General features: G+C 71.0%; 11 protein-coding genes. 7 read left to right on the top strand and 4 right to left on the bottom strand.

Annotated features, from left to right (window positions below; genetic code table 11):
* Positions 1–18 precede the first annotated feature (18 nt).
* The gene (locus tag BKK80_RS06105; RefSeq protein ID WP_071011572.1) at positions 19–627 is read right to left on the bottom strand and encodes a LemA family protein; all 609 of its coding nucleotides are present in this window, start codon (positions 625–627) and stop codon (positions 19–21) included.
* Positions 628–1182: 555 nt separating this feature from the next.
* Between BKK80_RS06105 and dapA the strand changes: the two genes are divergently transcribed.
* Positions 1183–2067: a 4-hydroxy-tetrahydrodipicolinate synthase gene (gene dapA / locus BKK80_RS06110; RefSeq protein WP_236903727.1), complete on the top strand. Its 885-nt coding sequence runs from the start codon at positions 1183–1185 to the stop codon at positions 2065–2067.
* A gap of 66 nt (positions 2068–2133) precedes the next feature.
* Here dapA and hemL read toward each other — a convergent pair whose 3' ends face one another.
* Positions 2134–3423 (bottom strand): glutamate-1-semialdehyde 2,1-aminomutase, encoded by a 1290-nt coding sequence (gene hemL / locus BKK80_RS06115; RefSeq protein WP_071068740.1) that lies wholly within the window; start codon positions 3421–3423, stop codon positions 2134–2136.
* A gap of 215 nt (positions 3424–3638) precedes the next feature.
* Here hemL and BKK80_RS06120 point away from each other — a divergent pair, with 215 nt between their 5' ends.
* From BKK80_RS06120 to BKK80_RS06145, 6 genes are all read left to right on the top strand, one after another.
* A complete protein-coding gene (locus BKK80_RS06120) occupies positions 3639–3809 on the top strand; it encodes a rubredoxin (RefSeq protein WP_010813017.1) in 171 nt (56 codons plus the stop codon).
* A 314-nt stretch (positions 3810–4123) separates the two neighbouring features.
* The gene (locus BKK80_RS06125; protein ID WP_071068741.1) at positions 4124–4606 is read left to right on the top strand and encodes a response regulator; all 483 of its coding nucleotides are present in this window, start codon (positions 4124–4126) and stop codon (positions 4604–4606) included.
* A gap of 43 nt (positions 4607–4649) precedes the next feature.
* Positions 4650–5018: a response regulator gene (locus BKK80_RS06130; RefSeq protein WP_071011579.1), complete on the top strand. Its 369-nt coding sequence runs from the start codon at positions 4650–4652 to the stop codon at positions 5016–5018.
* A gap of 32 nt (positions 5019–5050) precedes the next feature.
* The gene (locus BKK80_RS06135) at positions 5051–5605 is read left to right on the top strand and encodes a chemotaxis protein CheW (RefSeq protein WP_071011580.1); all 555 of its coding nucleotides are present in this window, start codon (positions 5051–5053) and stop codon (positions 5603–5605) included.
* Positions 5606–5694: 89 nt separating this feature from the next.
* Positions 5695–7884 (top strand): methyl-accepting chemotaxis protein, encoded by a 2190-nt coding sequence (locus BKK80_RS06140; RefSeq protein WP_071011581.1) that lies wholly within the window; start codon positions 5695–5697, stop codon positions 7882–7884.
* Between the two features lie 58 nt (positions 7885–7942).
* The gene (locus tag BKK80_RS06145) at positions 7943–14107 is read left to right on the top strand and encodes a hybrid sensor histidine kinase/response regulator (protein WP_071068742.1); all 6165 of its coding nucleotides are present in this window, start codon (positions 7943–7945) and stop codon (positions 14105–14107) included.
* 54 nt (positions 14108–14161) lie between these two features.
* Here the strand turns inward: BKK80_RS06145 and BKK80_RS06150 are convergent, their stop codons facing one another.
* Positions 14162–15466, bottom strand: a complete 1305-nt coding sequence (locus BKK80_RS06150; protein ID WP_071037319.1) for an MFS transporter — start codon at positions 15464–15466, stop codon at positions 14162–14164.
* Positions 15467–15609: 143 nt separating this feature from the next.
* On the bottom strand, positions 15610–16368 hold the full coding sequence (locus tag BKK80_RS06155) for an SDR family oxidoreductase (RefSeq protein ID WP_071011586.1): 759 nt from the start codon (positions 16366–16368) through the stop codon (positions 15610–15612).
* Positions 16369–16417 lie beyond the last annotated feature (49 nt).

A 16417-nucleotide genomic window follows, 5' to 3' on the forward strand; every position in this document is an offset into this window, starting at 1 on the left:
ATGTCGTTCGCCCCGGGGTCAGAACTTCACGGCCGGCGGCGTCGCGATCGCCTTCTCGTTGTCCACGGTGAAGGCGGGCTTGACCTGGTATTTGAAGACCATGGCCGTGAGATTGGTGGGGAAGCTGCGCGCCAGCACGTTGTAGGCCTGCACCGCGACGATGTAGCGCTGGCGTGCCACCGTGATGCGGTTCTCGGTGCCTTCGAGCTGCGACTGCAGGTCGCGGAAGGAGGCGTCGGCCTTCAGCTGCGGATAGTTCTCCGACACCGCCATCAGGCGCGACAGCGCGCTGGTGAGCTCGCCCTGGGCCTGCTGGAAGCGCTGGAAGGCCGCAGGGTCGTTGAGCGTCTCGGGTGTGACCTGGATGCTGGTGGCGGCGGCGCGTGCCTTGGTCACCGCTTCCAGGGTCTCGCGCTCGTGCGTGGCATAGCCCTTGACCGTGTTGACCAGGTTGGGGATCAGGTCGGCGCGGCGCTGGTACTGGTTGATGACCTCGCTCCAGGCGGCCTTGACCGCTTCGTCCTTGGCCTGGAAGTCGTTGTAGCCGCACGCGCTCAGCAGGCTCGCAAGCCAGGCCAGCACGAGCCAGCGGATCAGGGTCAGGGGCGAAGTCAGGGAAGCGGTCATCGAGGGCTCCAAAGTCAGGCGAATCTCAAGTGTAGCGCACGGGCAGGTGCCCCTTGCGTGGCGCCAGCCGGTTGACGCGGCGCGGCATGCGCGGGTAGATTGTCGGTTCCCGGCGCGCCGATGCGCCGGATTTTTCCAGTCCTGGATTCTCCCTCGTGCGCCGCGCCTGTCCCGTTTCCGCCATCGCCGGCCCTGCCGTTCCCGGCCAGGCCGGCCTGCGCGCGCACGCCAAAAGCAAAAAACAGCCGCTCATCTGACCGGGGCGCGCTGTTCCGTCAGATGAGCGACGGAACGGCACGCACGGCAGGGCGCTCATCCCCCCTGGTCCGCATCTCCCGCTCCGCGCGCACCTGTGCGGTTTTCCGATCGGTCGATCCGGAGAGTTCGATGCAAGACGTGAGGCAAGAAGAGATCCAGCAGGGCATCAGGCAAGACACCAGGCAAGACACCAGGCAAGACACCAGGCAAGACACCAGGCAAGACACCAGGCAAGACACCAGGCAAGACACCAGGCAAGACACCAGGCAAGACACCAGGCAAGACATCGGGCAGGAGGTGTTTTCAGGCATCTGGCTGCCGCTGGTCACCCCCTTTGCCGGGGGCGAGGTGGACCATGGCGCGCTGCGCAGGCTGGTGGCGCACTACCGCGGCAGCGGCATCGCCGGCCTGGTGGTGTGCGGCAGCACCGGCGAGGCCGCGGCGCTGGACGAGGCGGAACAGCTGGCGGTGCTGGATGCCGTGCTGGAAGAGGCCGGCGGGCTGCCGGTGATGATGGGCCTGGCCGGCTTCAACCAGCGCCAGGTGCTGGCGCGGCTGGCACGCCTGAACGAGCGGCCGCTGGCCGGCCTGCTGACGCCGGCGCCCTGCTATGTGCGGCCGTCGCAGCAGGGGCTGCTGGGTTACTTCAGCACGCTGGCCGACCACGCGGCGGCGCCGCTGGTCCTCTACGACATTCCCTATCGCACCGGTATCAAGATCGAGACCGCAACCCTGCTGGCGCTCGCCGGCCACGGCAATATCCGCGCGCTCAAGGACTGCGGCGGCAGCCTCGACAGCACCCAGGCCGTGATCGACGATGGCCGCCTGGCGCTGCTGGCGGGGGAGGATGCGCAGGTGCTGGGCACGCTGTGCCTGGGCGGCCGCGGCGCCATCATCGCCTCCGCCCACGTCCGGCCCGACCTGTTCGTGGGCCTCTGGCGGGCCGTGGAGGCCGGCCGGCTGGCCGAGGCGAGGCGCCTGTTCCGGGCGCTCGCGCCGGTGCTGTCGCTGCTGTTCGCCGAAACCAACCCGGGGCCGCTCAAGGCCCTGCTGGCCCGGCAGGGGCTGTTGCGCGACGAGCTGCGCGCGCCCATGACCGCGGCCTCGCCCGCCCTGGCGGAGCAGCTGGCGGCGGCGTACGCGGCGCTCGATGGCGTGCGCGCGCCGGTGGCCGGCGCCTGACGCGCGCTACCCCGGCGGTCGTTCAGCGCGACGGGCGGCCCCGGCCGCCCGGGCCGTCCGAGTCGCTCAGGCCGCGAACGCCTGGCGTGCCGCGTCCAGCGTTGCCTGCAGCACCGCGTCGTCATGGCAGGACGAGACGAAGCCGGCCTCGAAGGCCGATGGCGCCAGGTAGACGCCGGCGTCGAGCATGGCGTGGAAGAAGCGGTTGAAGCGCGCGGTGTCGCTCTGGGTGACCTCGGCGAAGCTGGCGGGCACGCCCTCGCGGAAGTAGATGCCGAACATGCCGCCGACCGCATCCGCGGCGAACGGCACGCCGGCCGCGCGCGCGGCGTCGGCCAGGCCGTCGGCCAGCTTGCGGGTCTGGGCGGCCAGGCGGTCGTGGAAGCCGGGCGCCTGGATCAGCTTGAGCGTGGTCAGGCCTGCCGCCACCGCCAGCGGGTTGCCCGACAGCGTGCCGGCCTGGTAGACGCCGCCCAGCGGCGCCAGCTTGGCCATGATGTCGCGCCGGCCGCCGAAGGCCGCCGCCGGCATGCCACCGCCGATCACCTTGCCCAGGCAGGTCATGTCGGGGGTGATGCCGTAGTGGGCCTGGGCGCCGCCCAGGGCCACGCGGAAGCCGGTCATCACCTCGTCGAAGATCAGCACCGCGCCGTGTCGGGTGCAGAGCGCGCGCATGGCCTGCAGGAAGGCGTCGCTGGCGCGCACCAGGTTCATATTGCCGGCCACCGGCTCGACGATCACCGCGGCGATCTCGTCGCCGTGGCTGGCGAAGGCCTGTTCCAGCTGGGCCACGCTGTTGTACTCCAGCACCATGGTGTGCTTGGCGACATCGGCCGGCACGCCGGCCGAGGAGGGCGCGTTGCGGGTGGTGTCGGCGAAGGTCAGCAGGCCGGAGCCGGCCTTGACCAGCAGGCTGTCGGCGTGGCCGTGGTAGCAGCCCTCGAACTTGATGATCAGGTCGCGCCCGGTGAAGCCGCGTGCCAGGCGCAGTGCGCTCATGGTCGCTTCGGTGCCCGACGAGACCAGGCGCACCTGCTCGATCGACGGCACCAGCTTGCAGATTTCCTCGGCCATTTCGATCTCGGCCTCGGTGGGCGCGCCGAAGGAGAAGCCCTGGGCAGCGGTCTGCTGCACCGCGCGCACCACCTCCGGATGGGTGTGGCCGACGATCATCGGACCCCACGAGCCGATGTAGTCGATATAGCGCTGGCCGTCCGCGTCCCACATATAGGCCCCCTCGGCGCGGGAGATGAAGCGCGGCGTGCCGCCCACCGAGCGGAAGGCGCGCACGGGCGAGTTGACGCCGCCGGGAATGGTCTGCTGGGCACGATCGAAGAGCTGCTGGTTGCGGGACATGGCCTTGTCTGAAGTCAAAAGCAGGGGAAAGGCGTCCAACCGGCCGTCAATTCGCGGCGAACACGCAGGGATTTGCGGGGATTCGCGCGCGAACTGCGCGGCAACGGTCGGGAACGCGGCGTATTTGGCACGGATCTGGCTTGCCACGGCTGGCGCCGTCTGCGCTGATTCGGTACCATCTGCGCTGAATTTTAATGGAGAGTCACCTGCCCGTTATGGAATACAAGACCTGGATGTGCCTGATCTGCGGATGGATCTACGATGAGGCCGCCGGCGCGCCCGAGGATGGCATCGCCCCCGGCACCCGCTGGGAGGACGTGCCCATCAACTGGACCTGCCCCGAGTGCGGTGCCCGCAAGGAAGATTTCGAGATGGTGGCTATCTGAGCCACCGGCGCGCGCAGCCGCGTCGCGCCGAAGCGACAGATCGCCGGAGGTGGCCGCATTGCCGCGATTGACGGCCCCCCGGCGTCTTGTCACACTCTGCTGCAAATTTGAACACGGTTCCCGGCCGGCCGCTGCCACCGGGGACACGGGTAGGCGCGGGAACCATGCGCCGCCCGGCAAGCAGCCGGCTCGCCGGCTTTTTGGGAAAAAAACTAGATATCGGGGTCCGCCGGGTCGGCCAGACTGATCCGGTCGGGTGTTCTCAAGTGAATGCCGGCGCATCCGCATGGACGGGCGCCGTTCGCGGGAACAAAATGCGGGTCGCTCAGATTGCAGAACACGACGGGGTCGCCGGCGCGCCGGGCGCGGCATGCGCACGCCGCAAGGTGCTGGTCATCGATGACTCCAGCACGATCCGCCGCACGGCGGAGATCTTCCTGTCGCAGGCGGGTTGCGAGGTCATGCTGGCCGAGGACGGTTTCGATGCCCTCGCCAAGGTGGGCGACCTGCACCCGGACCTGATTTTCTGCGACATCCTGATGCCGCGCCTGGACGGCTACCAGACCTGCTCCCTGATCAAGAAGAGCCCGCGCTTCCACGCCATCCCGGTGATCATGCTGTCCTCGCGCGACGGCGTGTTCGACCGCTCGCGCGGCCGCCTGGTCGGCGCGCGCGACCATCTCGCCAAACCGTTCACCCGCGAAGCGCTGCTGCACGTGCTGGAAACCTGCGCGCCGGCGCCGGCCGCGCTGGCGTCCGCAGCGTCCGCAGTGTCGTCTGCAGCCTTGCCTGCATAAGACGGCACGCCGCACGCATGCGCTGCGCGAACCCAATCCGATCATGACCATCCATAAGATCCTCATCGTAGACGACTCCCCCACCGAGGCGCTGTTCATGTCCGACCTGCTCGGCAAGCGCGGCTTCAAGGTCTCGGTCGCAGGCAACAGCGAGCAGGCCTTCGCCCGTCTCGAGAGCGAAGCCTTCGACCTGATCCTGATGGACGTGGTGATGCCCGGCCAGAACGGCTACCAGGCCACGCGCTCGATCAAGCGCGACGAACGCTTCAAGGACATCCCGGTGATCATGTGCACCAGCAAGGGCCTGGACACCGACCGCATCTGGGGCATGCGCCAGGGGGCCGCGGACTACATCGTCAAGCCGGTCGACGGCGAAGAACTGCTGACCAAGATCGCCGCCCTGTCGCACTGAGCCATCCGCCACCCGCCCGCGCCATCCCCGCCATGAACGCTCCCCGCCAGGACCTACGCGTGCGCCACACCCGCCTGCAGGACTACCAGGCGATGCTGGCGCGGCGCTTGCGGGAGGCGCGCAGCCTGCCCGCCGTCGACAGTTATCTCGGCCTGCAGGTAGGCGCCCGGCACTGGCTGCTGCCGCTGGCCCAGACCGGCGAGGTGATCGAGATGCGCCAGCCCGCGCGCGTGCCGCTGACCCAGCCCTGGTACACCGGCCTGGTCAGCGCGCGCGGCAACCTGCTGGGCGTGATCGACTTCGGCCTGTTCTGCGGCGAGGGTGTCACGCCGCTGCAGCCGGGCAGCAAGATCGTCGTGCTGTCGCGCGAGGTCGAGCGCGCCTGCGGCATCCTCGCCACCCGCGTCATGGGGCTGCGCCACGCCGGCGAACTGAGCCCGCCGCCGGGCGGAACCGGCAGCGGGGCCTGCCGCGAGTGGGAAGGCGCGAGCCTGGTCGACCGCGAAGGGCGCGGCTGGCAGGTGCTGGACGTGCGCCGCCTGCTGGATACGCCGGCGTTCCTGCAGGCCGGGCGCCGACCGGCCTAGCGCGGTCGCCAGGGCAGCGTGCGGCAGGCGCCGGCGCTGCACAGCATGCAGCACAGAAGAATCATCGAATGAACGGATTGAGGGGAGCTATGGGTTTCAAGAGATTCAGCCTGGGTCGCCGCACGCAGGTGGCGCAGGCCGCGGGGCTGGCGGCCGATGGCGTGCCGGTGGCGCCGCTGCCGGCGGCGCCAGGCGGTCTTGGCGCCACTCCCGTGGACCGGCTCGGGGCCTGGCTGCGCGGCATGTCCTTCTCCAGCCGGCAGCGGGTCTTGACGATCGGCCTGGTGGCTTCGCTGGCGGCGCTGCTGGGCTCGGTCTACTTCGACAACCGGCAGGCCGACAACGGCGCGGCGCAGATCGAGATCGCCGGCGACACGCTGATGCACTCGCAGCGCCTGGCCAAGGCGGTGCCGAACGCGCTGCTCGGCAATCCGCAGGCCTTCATCCAGCTCAAGCAGTCCAGGGAGCAGCTCGCCGCCGACTTGCTGGCGCTGCAGGAAGGCAGCGCTGCGCGCAAGGTGCGGGCCACCACCGGCGCGGCCGAGCCGCTGCTGGAGACGGCCATGGGCTCCTGGAAGCGCAGCGAGAAGAGCGCGGGCGACGTGCTGGCCCAGCAGCCCACGCTCACCACCATCGGCCAGACCCTGCAGATCTTCAACGCCTCCAACCCGGAACTGCTGGAATCGGCCGAGCAGGTTGCCGCGATCAAGCTGCAGTCGGGGGCGAACGCGCGCGAAGTGGCGGCCTCGGCCCAGCTGGTGATGCTGACGCAGCGCCTGGGCAAGAACCTGAACGAGTTCATCGCCGGCGAAGGCGTCAACCCCGAGACCGCTTTCCTGCTCGGCAAGGACACCAACACCTTCCGCGAGACGCTCGACGGCCTGCTCAACGGCAGCGAGGCGCTGCGGTTGTCGGCGGCCGGCGACGCCGAGACGCGCAGCTACCTGGAGCAGCTTTCGCAGCGTTTCGACGCGGTGCAGAAGACCACGCAGACCATCCTGGGCAACCTGCCCGGCCTGATCGCCGCCAAGCGCGCGCAGCAGCAGATCTTCAACGACAACGAAGCGCTGCGTGGCGACCTGGCGGCGCTGCAGGGCGCCTATGCGCAGGCGGCACGCTTCCGCCCGGTGACGCTGGCCGCCACCATCGGCTCGGCGCTGCTGGCGCTGCTGTGCCTGGCGGGCCTGGTCTCGCTCTACCTGCGCGACTCGCGCGTGCGTGCCAGCGAGGCCGAGGCGCGCGAGCGCGAGGCCGAGGCGCGCCGCCTGGACGAAAAGCGCAACAACGATGCCACCCAGAAGGCCATTCTGCAGTTGATGAACGAGCTGCAGGACATCGCCGACGGCGACCTGACGCGCCAGGCCACGGTGACCGAGGACATCACCGGCGCCATCGCCGACTCGGTGAACTACACCGTGGAAGAACTGCGCGAACTGGTGCGCCGCGTGCAGCAGACCGCGGGCGAGGTGAGCCAGGCGTCGGATCGCATGCAGGACACCTCCACCCACCTGGCCGCGGCGGCGGAGGAGCAGTCGCGCCAGATCCGCCAGACCGGCGAGTCGGTGGTGGAGATGGCCGACCGCATCAACCAGGTGTCGCGCGGCGCGGCCGAGTCCGCCAACGTGGCGCGCACCTCGCTGACAGCGGCCGAACAGGGCCAGCGCGCGGTGCAGGATGCCATTGCCGGCATGAACGATATCCGCGAGCAGATCCAGGAAACGTCCAAGCGCATCAAGCGCCTGGGCGAGTCCTCGCAGGAGATCGGTGAAATCGTCGAGCTGATTTCCGACATTACCGAACAGACCAACGTGCTGGCGCTGAACGCCGCCATCCAGGCCGCCTCGGCCGGCGAGGCCGGGCGCGGCTTCTCGGTGGTGGCCGAGGAAGTGCAGCGGCTGGCCGAGCGCTCCGGCGAGGCGACCAAGCAGATCGGTGCGCTGATCCGCACCATCCAGACCGACACCCAGGACGCCGTGCACGCGATGGAGCGCAGCACCCAGGGCGTGGTCGAAGGCGCCAAGCTGTCCGACAACGCGGGCGCCGCGCTGCAGGAGATCGGCCGCGTGTCGCGCCAGCTGGCCGAGCTGATCGAGCAGATTTCGCAGACCACCTCGCACGAAGCCGGCCTGGCCAGCGCGGTGGCGCGCAATATCGACGACATCCTGCACGTCACGGAGGAAACCTCCACCGGCACGCGCCAGACCTCGGCCTCGGTGCGCCAGCTCACACTGCTGACCGAAGAGCTGCGCAACTCCGTATCGCGATTCAAGATCGGCTAAGCCATCCGGCGCGTGGCGCGGCGTACGGCGGCCCGCCACGGCCATTTTGGAAGCAGTCATGTCACTGAACTCCCCAGTCTCGCGCGCAGCGGCCGAACCTGACGCCATCGCGGCCGCCGCGCGGCACGAGGCGCACGCCGCACCCGCCGCGGAAGGCGGGCGGCGCGACCTCTCGATGCTGGCCTGGCTGGCGCCCAGCCTGCGCACGGCGCTCGAGGACGCCGCGGCCGAGTTCGGCCGCTATGTCGACGAAGTGCAGCAGGCGCCGGAGGCGCTGGGCGCGCGCGACACCACGTCGCTGCGCCTCGCCGGCCAGCAACTGCACCAGGCCGCCGGCGCCGTGCATATCGTCGGCCTGCGCGGCATCGATGCCTACTGCCAGGCGCTGCGCCGCCTGCTCGAGGCCGTCGATGCCGGCACGGCGGCAGCCAGCGCCGACACGCACCAGGTATTCCGCCAGGGTGTGCAGGCACTGGCGGAGTACGTCGACGACCTGCTGGCGGGGGAGCCCGATGACCCGCTGCGCCTGTTCCGCAACTACGCCGACGTGCTGGCCCTGCTCTCGGAAGAGCGCGTGCATCCGGCCGACCTGTGGGTGGACGACGTGCAGATGCTGCCCGGCATCCTGCTGCCCACGCGCCTGCCGGCGGCGGTGGCGCGCGCGCGCCAGCGCTTCGAGGCCGCGCTGCTCGGCGCGCTGCGCCTGCCCACGCCATGTACCGATGCCGAGCAGTTGCAGCAGGTGTACCTGCCGCTGGTGCGCGCCATGCAGGACGTGCGCGCCGGCGAGCAGGAGGCGCGCCGCAGCGCCGACCATCCGGACCGCGGCGTGTGGCATGTGCTGTCGCTGGTGTTCGAGGCGCTCGCGCATGGCCTGCTGCCGTCCGACCTGCTGGCCAAGCGCTTCGCCGCGCGCGCGCACCTGCTGCTGCGCCAATACGTGCAGGGCCAGGTACGGGTGCCGCAGGCGCTGCTCAATGACGCCATCTTCCTGCTGGTCGCCACCGGCCTGGCGCCGGACGCCGAGCGTTCCGCGCCAGCGCTGGCCTTGCGCGCGGCGATCCGCCAGTGCCTGCAGGCCTTCCGCCTGGACGCCGCGCACCTGGCCGTCGAGGCGGATTTCCGCCAGCGCTACTACGGCTGGCTCGACGGCATCGACACCGGCAACCTGCAGCAGGCTGCGGCCGGCCTGGAGCGCGCCGCGCGCGGCGACGCCGCGGCCTGGCACACCGCCCTGGCGGCGCTGGCCGAGGCCGCCCAGCCGTTGTCCCAGCCGGCCTTGTTGCGTTGCCTGGACGCGGCGGCAGGCGGCGAAGGCGTTGCTGCCGGCACTGCTGCCGGCACTGCTGCCGGCACCGCAGCGGAGGCGCTCGCGCTGTTCCTCGCGCGCGCGCTGGCCACGCCCTGGCGTGTGCATGGCAAGTCCGGCCATGCCGCGCGCCTGCAGTTCGCACAACGTTGCGAGGAGCTGGCGAGTTGCCTGGCGGCCGGTGCGGCGGCGCCGTCCTGGCTGGTCGAGATGGTTGCCCAGGCGCAGGCGCAGGAGGTGCGGCGGGCCGCGGTGGCGCAGTTGCGCGCGCAGCTCGACAGCGGCGAGTCCTGGCTCGATGCCTATGACCGCGATGGCGGTGGAATCGCCGCCGGTACGCACCTGCAGGATGCGAGCCGGGCCTTCCGCAGCCTGCGCGATACGCTGCGCACGCTGGCGAGCGGTGGCGCACTGACGCCGGCGCTGGCCGCGGAGGCGGGCGGCGCGGCCGCCATCGTCGAGCGGGTGGAGGCGCGCCTGGCCGGATTCGCCGGCGCCGATGCGCAGGCGCGCGCCGGCGCGCTGGCGGAGGTCGCCGGTGAACTCGGCCCGCTGCATGCCTTCGTCGACGCGGTGGAGTTCGGCAAGGCGCCGCTGGCCGGGGAGTTGGAGGTGCCCGGGGACGCGGACCTGGCGGAGCCGGGAGCGTTGCGGCCGGCATCGCCGGCATCGCCGGACGCGCTGGCGGGTGCCCGTGCTGCCGCCGCCGCGATGCTGCGCGTGCACGCCGAAGCCGAGGCGCCGGAGGTGCATGCCCTGCGCGCGGCGCTGCAGGCGGCCGGCGAGCAGGCCGCGATCGATGACGACGCGGCGCTGCGGCGTTCGGTGGCGGAGGCGACCACGCAGCTCAATGCCTGGCTGGCCGGCAGCGCCGATGCCGCCCAGCGGCTGGTGGCGGTGCTGGCCGAACCGCTGCCGCCGGCCGCGCCGGCGGCGCCCGCGCCTGCGCTCGTTGACGCCGCCGCGCCGGCCGACCATGCGGCGCTCGACGCCGAACTGCTCGACATCTTCCTGCACGAGGCCGAGGATGTGCTCGCCAGCATCGCCAGGGCGCTCGATGGCGGGCTGGCGGCGCTGGCGGATGCCGATACGCTGAGCCGCGTGCGGCGCGGCTTCCATACCCTCAAGGGCTCCAGCCGCATGGTCGGCCTGGCCCGCTACGGGGAGGCGGCATGGGCGGTGGAGCAGGTGCTCAACCTGTGGATCGCCGAAGCCCGCGAGGCCAGGCCGGAACTGCTCGAACTGCTGCGCCAGGCGCACGCGGAACTGGAACCCTGGCTGGCCGGCCTGCGCCAGGACGCCGCCTGCCAGCGCGACGTCGACGCGCTGCTGGCGGCGGCCCAGGCCGTACGCGACGGGCGCCCGGCGGCAGCCGATGCAGCCGATGCAGCCGATGCAGCCGATGCAGCCGATGCAGCCGATGCAGCCGATGCAGCCGATGCGCGGCCGGCCATGCCGGCGGACGAGGCGCCGATCCCGTTGCACGATGCCGGTCCCGACGCGGCAGCAGGCGCGGGCGAAGTGGAATTCCCGCGCGCGGACGACGACGGGCGGGACGCGCCGGATGAGGCCGCACAGACCGGCGCGGACGCGGCGCAGGACGCCAACGTCATCCCCTTCCGGCTGGCGGGAGCGCTCTCCGGCGAGGACGACCACTACAAGGTCATCGGCCCGATCCGCATCGGGCTGCCGCTGTACAACGTCTACCTGCAGGAGGCGGACGGCCTGATCCGCCAGTTCGCCACCGACCTGTCCGAGTGGCGCCATGAAGGCCGCCCCTGCCCGAGCGAGCTGGCGCTGCGCGTGGCCCATACGCTGCAGGGCAGCGCCGCCACGGTGGCGCTGGAGCCGGTGCGCGAGGTGGCCGAGGCGCTGGAGGGCTTGCTGCTGCAGCTGGCCGCGCATCCGGTGGCGCTGCATCCCGGTGACTTCCGCCTGCTGGAGCAGGCCGTGGAGCGCCTGCGCGGCATGCTGCACCAGTTCGCCGCGGGCGTCTGGCCGCAGTCGGAGACGGCGCTGTGCCGCAGCCTGGCGGAGTGCCGCGAGCGCATGTTGATGCGGCCGCGCCTGCATGTCGGGCCGGCGCCGGGATCCGTGCTGGGCCTGGGAGCGATGCCGGATGGTTCGAATGGATCGGATCTGGCGGATGCTTCGGATATGCCGGTGTCGATGCTGTTCGGCGCCGCGCGCGTGCCTGTTGTGCCGCACGAGGCGGGCGCCGCAGGCGGCGAGCCCGCCGCGGCGGCGCTCCACCAGGCGGTGGTGATTCCCATGCCCGCGCTGCGGGCTCCGGGCGTGGAGGCCCGGCCCGCGCCGGTGATGGAGCAGGTGGGGCCGGTGGGGCTGGTGGAGGAGGCTGCCGCAGGCGAGCCGGAGCCCGCGCTCGATCGCGAGCTGGTCGAGATCTTCCTGGAAGAGGCGCAGGCCAGCCTGCCGGAGCTCGGCCGGCTGCTGCGCACCTGGGAGGCGGCACCGGTCGAGGACATGCGCCATGGCGGTCTGGTGCTGCGCGCGCTGCACACCCTCAAGGGCAGCGCCCGCATGGCCGGGGCCATGGCCCTGGGCCAGTCGGTGCACGAAATGGAGACGCTGCTGGACGCGAGCCTGCGTGGCAACCGCGTCGGCCCCGCGCTGTTCGCCCGGCTCTATGCCTGGTACGACCGCATCCTGGCGCATGCGGAGGCACTGCAGGCGGGCCGCCTGCTGCCAGCGGACGACCCGGAGGCGGTGCACGCCCAGGCGGACATCGGCGCCGCGGGCGAGGGCGGGGACGGCCGTGACGGCGCCGAGCAAGGCGGGCAGGCGGACGGGACGGAAGGCGTGGACGGCGCTGCCGGCGTGGCCGGTGCGCCGCCGGACCGCGGCACCGATGCGCCGCCGGCCGGCGCGCTGGCTGCCCTGCCGCCGGCGGCACCCGGTCCTGCCGGCGTCATGCCCGGCCTGGCTCCGGCCATGCCGGCAGCGGAGCCTGCCGAGCGCCAGCGCGCGCTGGTGCGGGTGCAGGCGCGCACGCTGGACAACCTGATCAACGACGCCGGTGAAGTGAGCGTGGCGCGCGCCCGCGTGGACAGCGAGCTGGGTGCGCTGCGCACCTATCTCGGCGAGCTGAACGACAACGTGGCGCGCCTGCGCACGCAGTTGCGCGAGATCGAGATCCAGGCCGAGTCGCAGATGGCCTCGCGCATCGCCGACTCGCGCCAGAAGCAGGAATTCGATCCGCTCGAGTTCGACCGCTTCACGCGTTTCCAGGAGCTCACGCGCATGATGGCCGAGTCCGTCAACGACGTGGCCACCGTGGAGCAGAACCTGCAGCGCGGCTTCGATCGCGCCGCCGGCGACCTGGAAGCGCAGGCACGCCTGACACGCGGCCTGCAGCGCAGCCTGATGCAGGCCCGCATGGTGCAGTTCGATGCGCTGGCCGAGCGCCTCTACCGCGTGGTGCGGCAGGCGGCCGCCGAAACCGGCAAGGAGGTGCGCCTGCTGATCAAGGGCGGCACCGTGGAGATCGATCGCTCGGTGCTCGACCGCATGGCCGGGCCGATCGAGCATCTGATCCGCAACGCGGTGGTGCACGGCATCGAGCCGGCCGAGGCCAGGCGGGCGGCCGGCAAGCCGTCCACCGGCGCGCTCACGCTGGAACTGCAGCAGGAAGGCAACGAGGTCGTGCTGCATTTCGTCGACGACGGCGCCGGCCTCGACCTGCCGCGCATCCGTGCGCGCGCCGTGCAGCGCCAGTTGCTGGCCCCGGACGATGAGGCCGGCGAGGCACGCCTGACCGAACTGATCTTCACGCCCGGCTTCACCACCACCGACACCATCTCCGAACTGGCCGGCCGCGGCGTCGGCATGGACGTGGTGCGCGCCGAGACCGTGGCGCTGGGCGGGCGCATCGCGCTGACCACCGAGGCCGGGCGCGGCACCCGCTTCACATTGCACCTGCCGTTGACCACGGCGATCACGCAGGTGCTGCTGGTGATGCTGGGCGGCCGCCTCTTTGCCATTCCCAGCGGCATGATCGACCAGGTCCAGCAGTTGCGCGCGCCGGCGCTGGCCGAGGCCTACAACCGGGGCAGCTTCGCCTATGGCGGCGAGCCGGTGCCGTTCCACTACTTCGGCGCCCTGCTGGAGGAGAGCCCCGCCATCGCCGCTGGCAGCAAGTATTCCCCGGTGGTGGTCACGCGCAGCGGTGCCGAGCGTGTGGCGGTGCACGTCGACGAGGTGGTCGGCAACCGCGAAGTGGTGGTCAAGCACATCGGCCCCCACCTGGCCCGCCTCGACGGCATTGCCGGCGCCACCACGCTCGGGGACGGCGAGATCGTGCTGATCTACAACCCGGTGGTGCTGGCCCAGCGCCATGCCCAGGCGCGCGGCGAAGCGCTGCGCGGGCTGCCGCCGGCCGGTGAGGCCGCGCCGTCCGCGCAGGCCGCCCGCTTGACCGGGGCGGTGGCCGAGCTGGGCGCCGGCAGCGCTGCCGCGGTGGCCGTGGCGGGCCTCGGCACGCAGCCCACGGTGATGGTGGTCGACGATTCGCTGACCGTGCGCAAGGCCGCCCACCGGTTGCTGACCCGCGCCGGCTACCAGGTGGTGCTGGCGCGCGACGGCGTGGATGCGCTGAAGCAATTGCAGGACGTCATGCCGGATGCCATGCTGGTCGACATCGAGATGCCGCACATGGATGGCTTCGACCTGACGCGCAACGTGCGCGCCGACGCCCGCACCGCCCACATGCCGCTGGTGATGATCACCTCGCGCACGGCGGAGAAGCATCGCCGCTACGCGGCCGAGATCGGCGTCAACGTCTACCTCGGCAAGCCCTACAACGAGGATGAGCTGCTGGGCACGCTGCACCAGTTGATCGGGCCGCGCGCGGCCGGTACCGCCGGCTCGGTGGGCGAGATGCTGGGCGACGCCTGAGACGGAGCCGGCCTGCCGGGGCGGTGGCCGATGCCGCCGCCCCGCGCGCCCTCCCTACTTGTTCACCATCCGTGCCGGCACCGACAGCGTCAGCGCCGCGCCCGCCACCATGCAGGCCGCCAGCAGGTACATGCCGGAGTCGGTGCTCTGTGTCAGGTCCTTCAGCCAGCCCACCGCGTAGGGGCTGATGAAGCCGGCCAGGTTGCCCAGCGAGTTGATCATGGCGATGCCGGCGGCCGCGCCGGTGCCGGCGAGGAAGGCCGTCGGCAGGCTCCAGAACAACGGCAGCGTGGTGAGGATGCCGATGGTGGCCAGCGTCAGCGCGCACATGGCCAGGGTGGTGTTGCCGTGCCACTGCACCGACAGCACCAGGCCGAGCGCGCCGCCCAGCGCGGGCAGGGCGATGTGCCAGCGGCGCTCGCCGCGACGGTCGGCGCTGTAGGCCACCAGCACCATGCCGATCACCGCGCAGCCGTAGGGAATGGCGGTCAGCAGGCCGATGTCGAGCGCGCCCTTGACGCCGGTCTGCTTGATGATGGTGGGCAGCCAGAAGCTGATGCCGTACAGGCCCATGACGAAGCTGAAGTAGATCGCGCTCATCAGCCAGACGCGCGGGCTGGACAGCACGCGGGCGATCGGCAGGTCTTCCTTGTGCGCCTCCTCGCCGGCGATATTGCGCTGGAGCAGCGCCTTCTCTTCGTCGCTGAGCCACTTGGCGTGGGCGATGCGGTCGTCGAGGTAAGCGATCACCCACAGGCCGACCAGGATGGAGGGGATGCCTTCGATCAGGAACATCCATTGCCAGCCGGACCAGCCGTTGTGGCCGTCGAAGGCCTGCATCACCCAGCCCGACAGCGGCCCGCCGATCACGCCGGACAGGGCTACCGCCGTCATGAAATAGGTGGTGGTGCGGCCGCGCCGGCCGGCCGGGAACCAGTAGGTCAGGTAGAGGATGATGCCAGGGAAGAAGCCGGCCTCGGCCACGCCCAGCAGGAAGCGCAGCACGTAGAACATGGTCGGCGTGGTGACGAACATCATCGCCGCCGAGATCGCGCCCCAGGTGATCATGATGCGCGCGATCCAGATACGCGCGCCGACGCGGTGCAGGATCACGTTGCTCGGCACTTCGAAGAGGAAGTAGCCGATGAAGAAGATGCCGGCGCCGAGCCCGTAGATGGTCTCGCTGAACTTCAGGTCATTGAGCATCTGCAGCTTGGCGAAGCCTACGTTGACGCGGTCCAGGTAGGCCACCACGTAGCACAGCAGCAGGAAAGGCACCAGGCGCCAGCTCACCTTGCGGTAGGTGGCATCCTCGAAGGCGGCGCTGGTGGCGCCGGGGTTGACTGCGGTCGTTGTCATGCTGTCTCCTCGTCCTGGCATCGGCTCGATGCCTTGTTGTTGTACGACGTTCGGTGCGACGTTGGGTACGACGATTCGTGTGACGTTAGGTACGACGTTAGGTACGACGCTTCGGCCCGGTGTGCGGGAAGGGCTTGGAGAGGCTAGACGCAGCGTCCCCCGTCGACTTCGATGCACGTGCCCGTAATGAAGGCCGCCTCGTCGGAGGCCAGGTACAGGCAGGCGTTGGCCACGTCCTGCGGGGTCGACATGCGGCCCATCGGGATGGTGGCGAGAAACCTGGCGCGGTTCTCGGGCGTGTCGGGCATGCCCATGAACTCTTCCAGCAGGCCGGTGGCGCCGATCACCGGGTTGACGCAGTTGACGCGGATATTGTCCGGGCCCAGCTCGGCGGCCATGGCCTTGCTGGCGGTGATCACGGCGCCCTTGCTGCCGTTGTACCAGACCAGGCCGGGGCGCGGCCGGATGCCGGCGGTGGAGGCGATATTGACGAAGACGCCGCCGCCGCGGGCACGGAAATGCGGAACGAAGGCGCGGGCCGACCAGAAGATGCTCTTGACGTTGACGGCGTAGACGCGGTCGAACTCTTCCTCGCTGACCTGCAGGATGGGTTTGTTGCGGTGGGTGGTGCCCGCGTTGTTGACGACGATATGGACGTCGCCGAAGGCCGCCAGCGCCGCCTCGCGCATGGCCTCGACATCGGCTTCGTGCGACACGTCCGCGCGCACCGCGCGGGCCTGGCCGCCCGCGGCGGCAATGGCGTGCGCCACCCGCTCGGCCGCGTCGGCGCGCAGGTCGGCCACCAGCACCCTGGCGCCTTCGCGCGCAAAGGTGTGGGCGATGCCCTCGCCGAAGCCCGATCCGCCCCCGGTGACCACCGCCACCTTGTCTTCCAGTCTCATTGCCTGTCTCCTTGGCTTGTGCGGGACCTCCGCGCCGTGCGGGAGGCCT

Origin of the sequence: Cupriavidus malaysiensis, assembly GCF_001854325.1 — a bacterium.
Classification (GTDB): Bacteria; Pseudomonadota; Gammaproteobacteria; order Burkholderiales; family Burkholderiaceae; genus Cupriavidus; species Cupriavidus malaysiensis.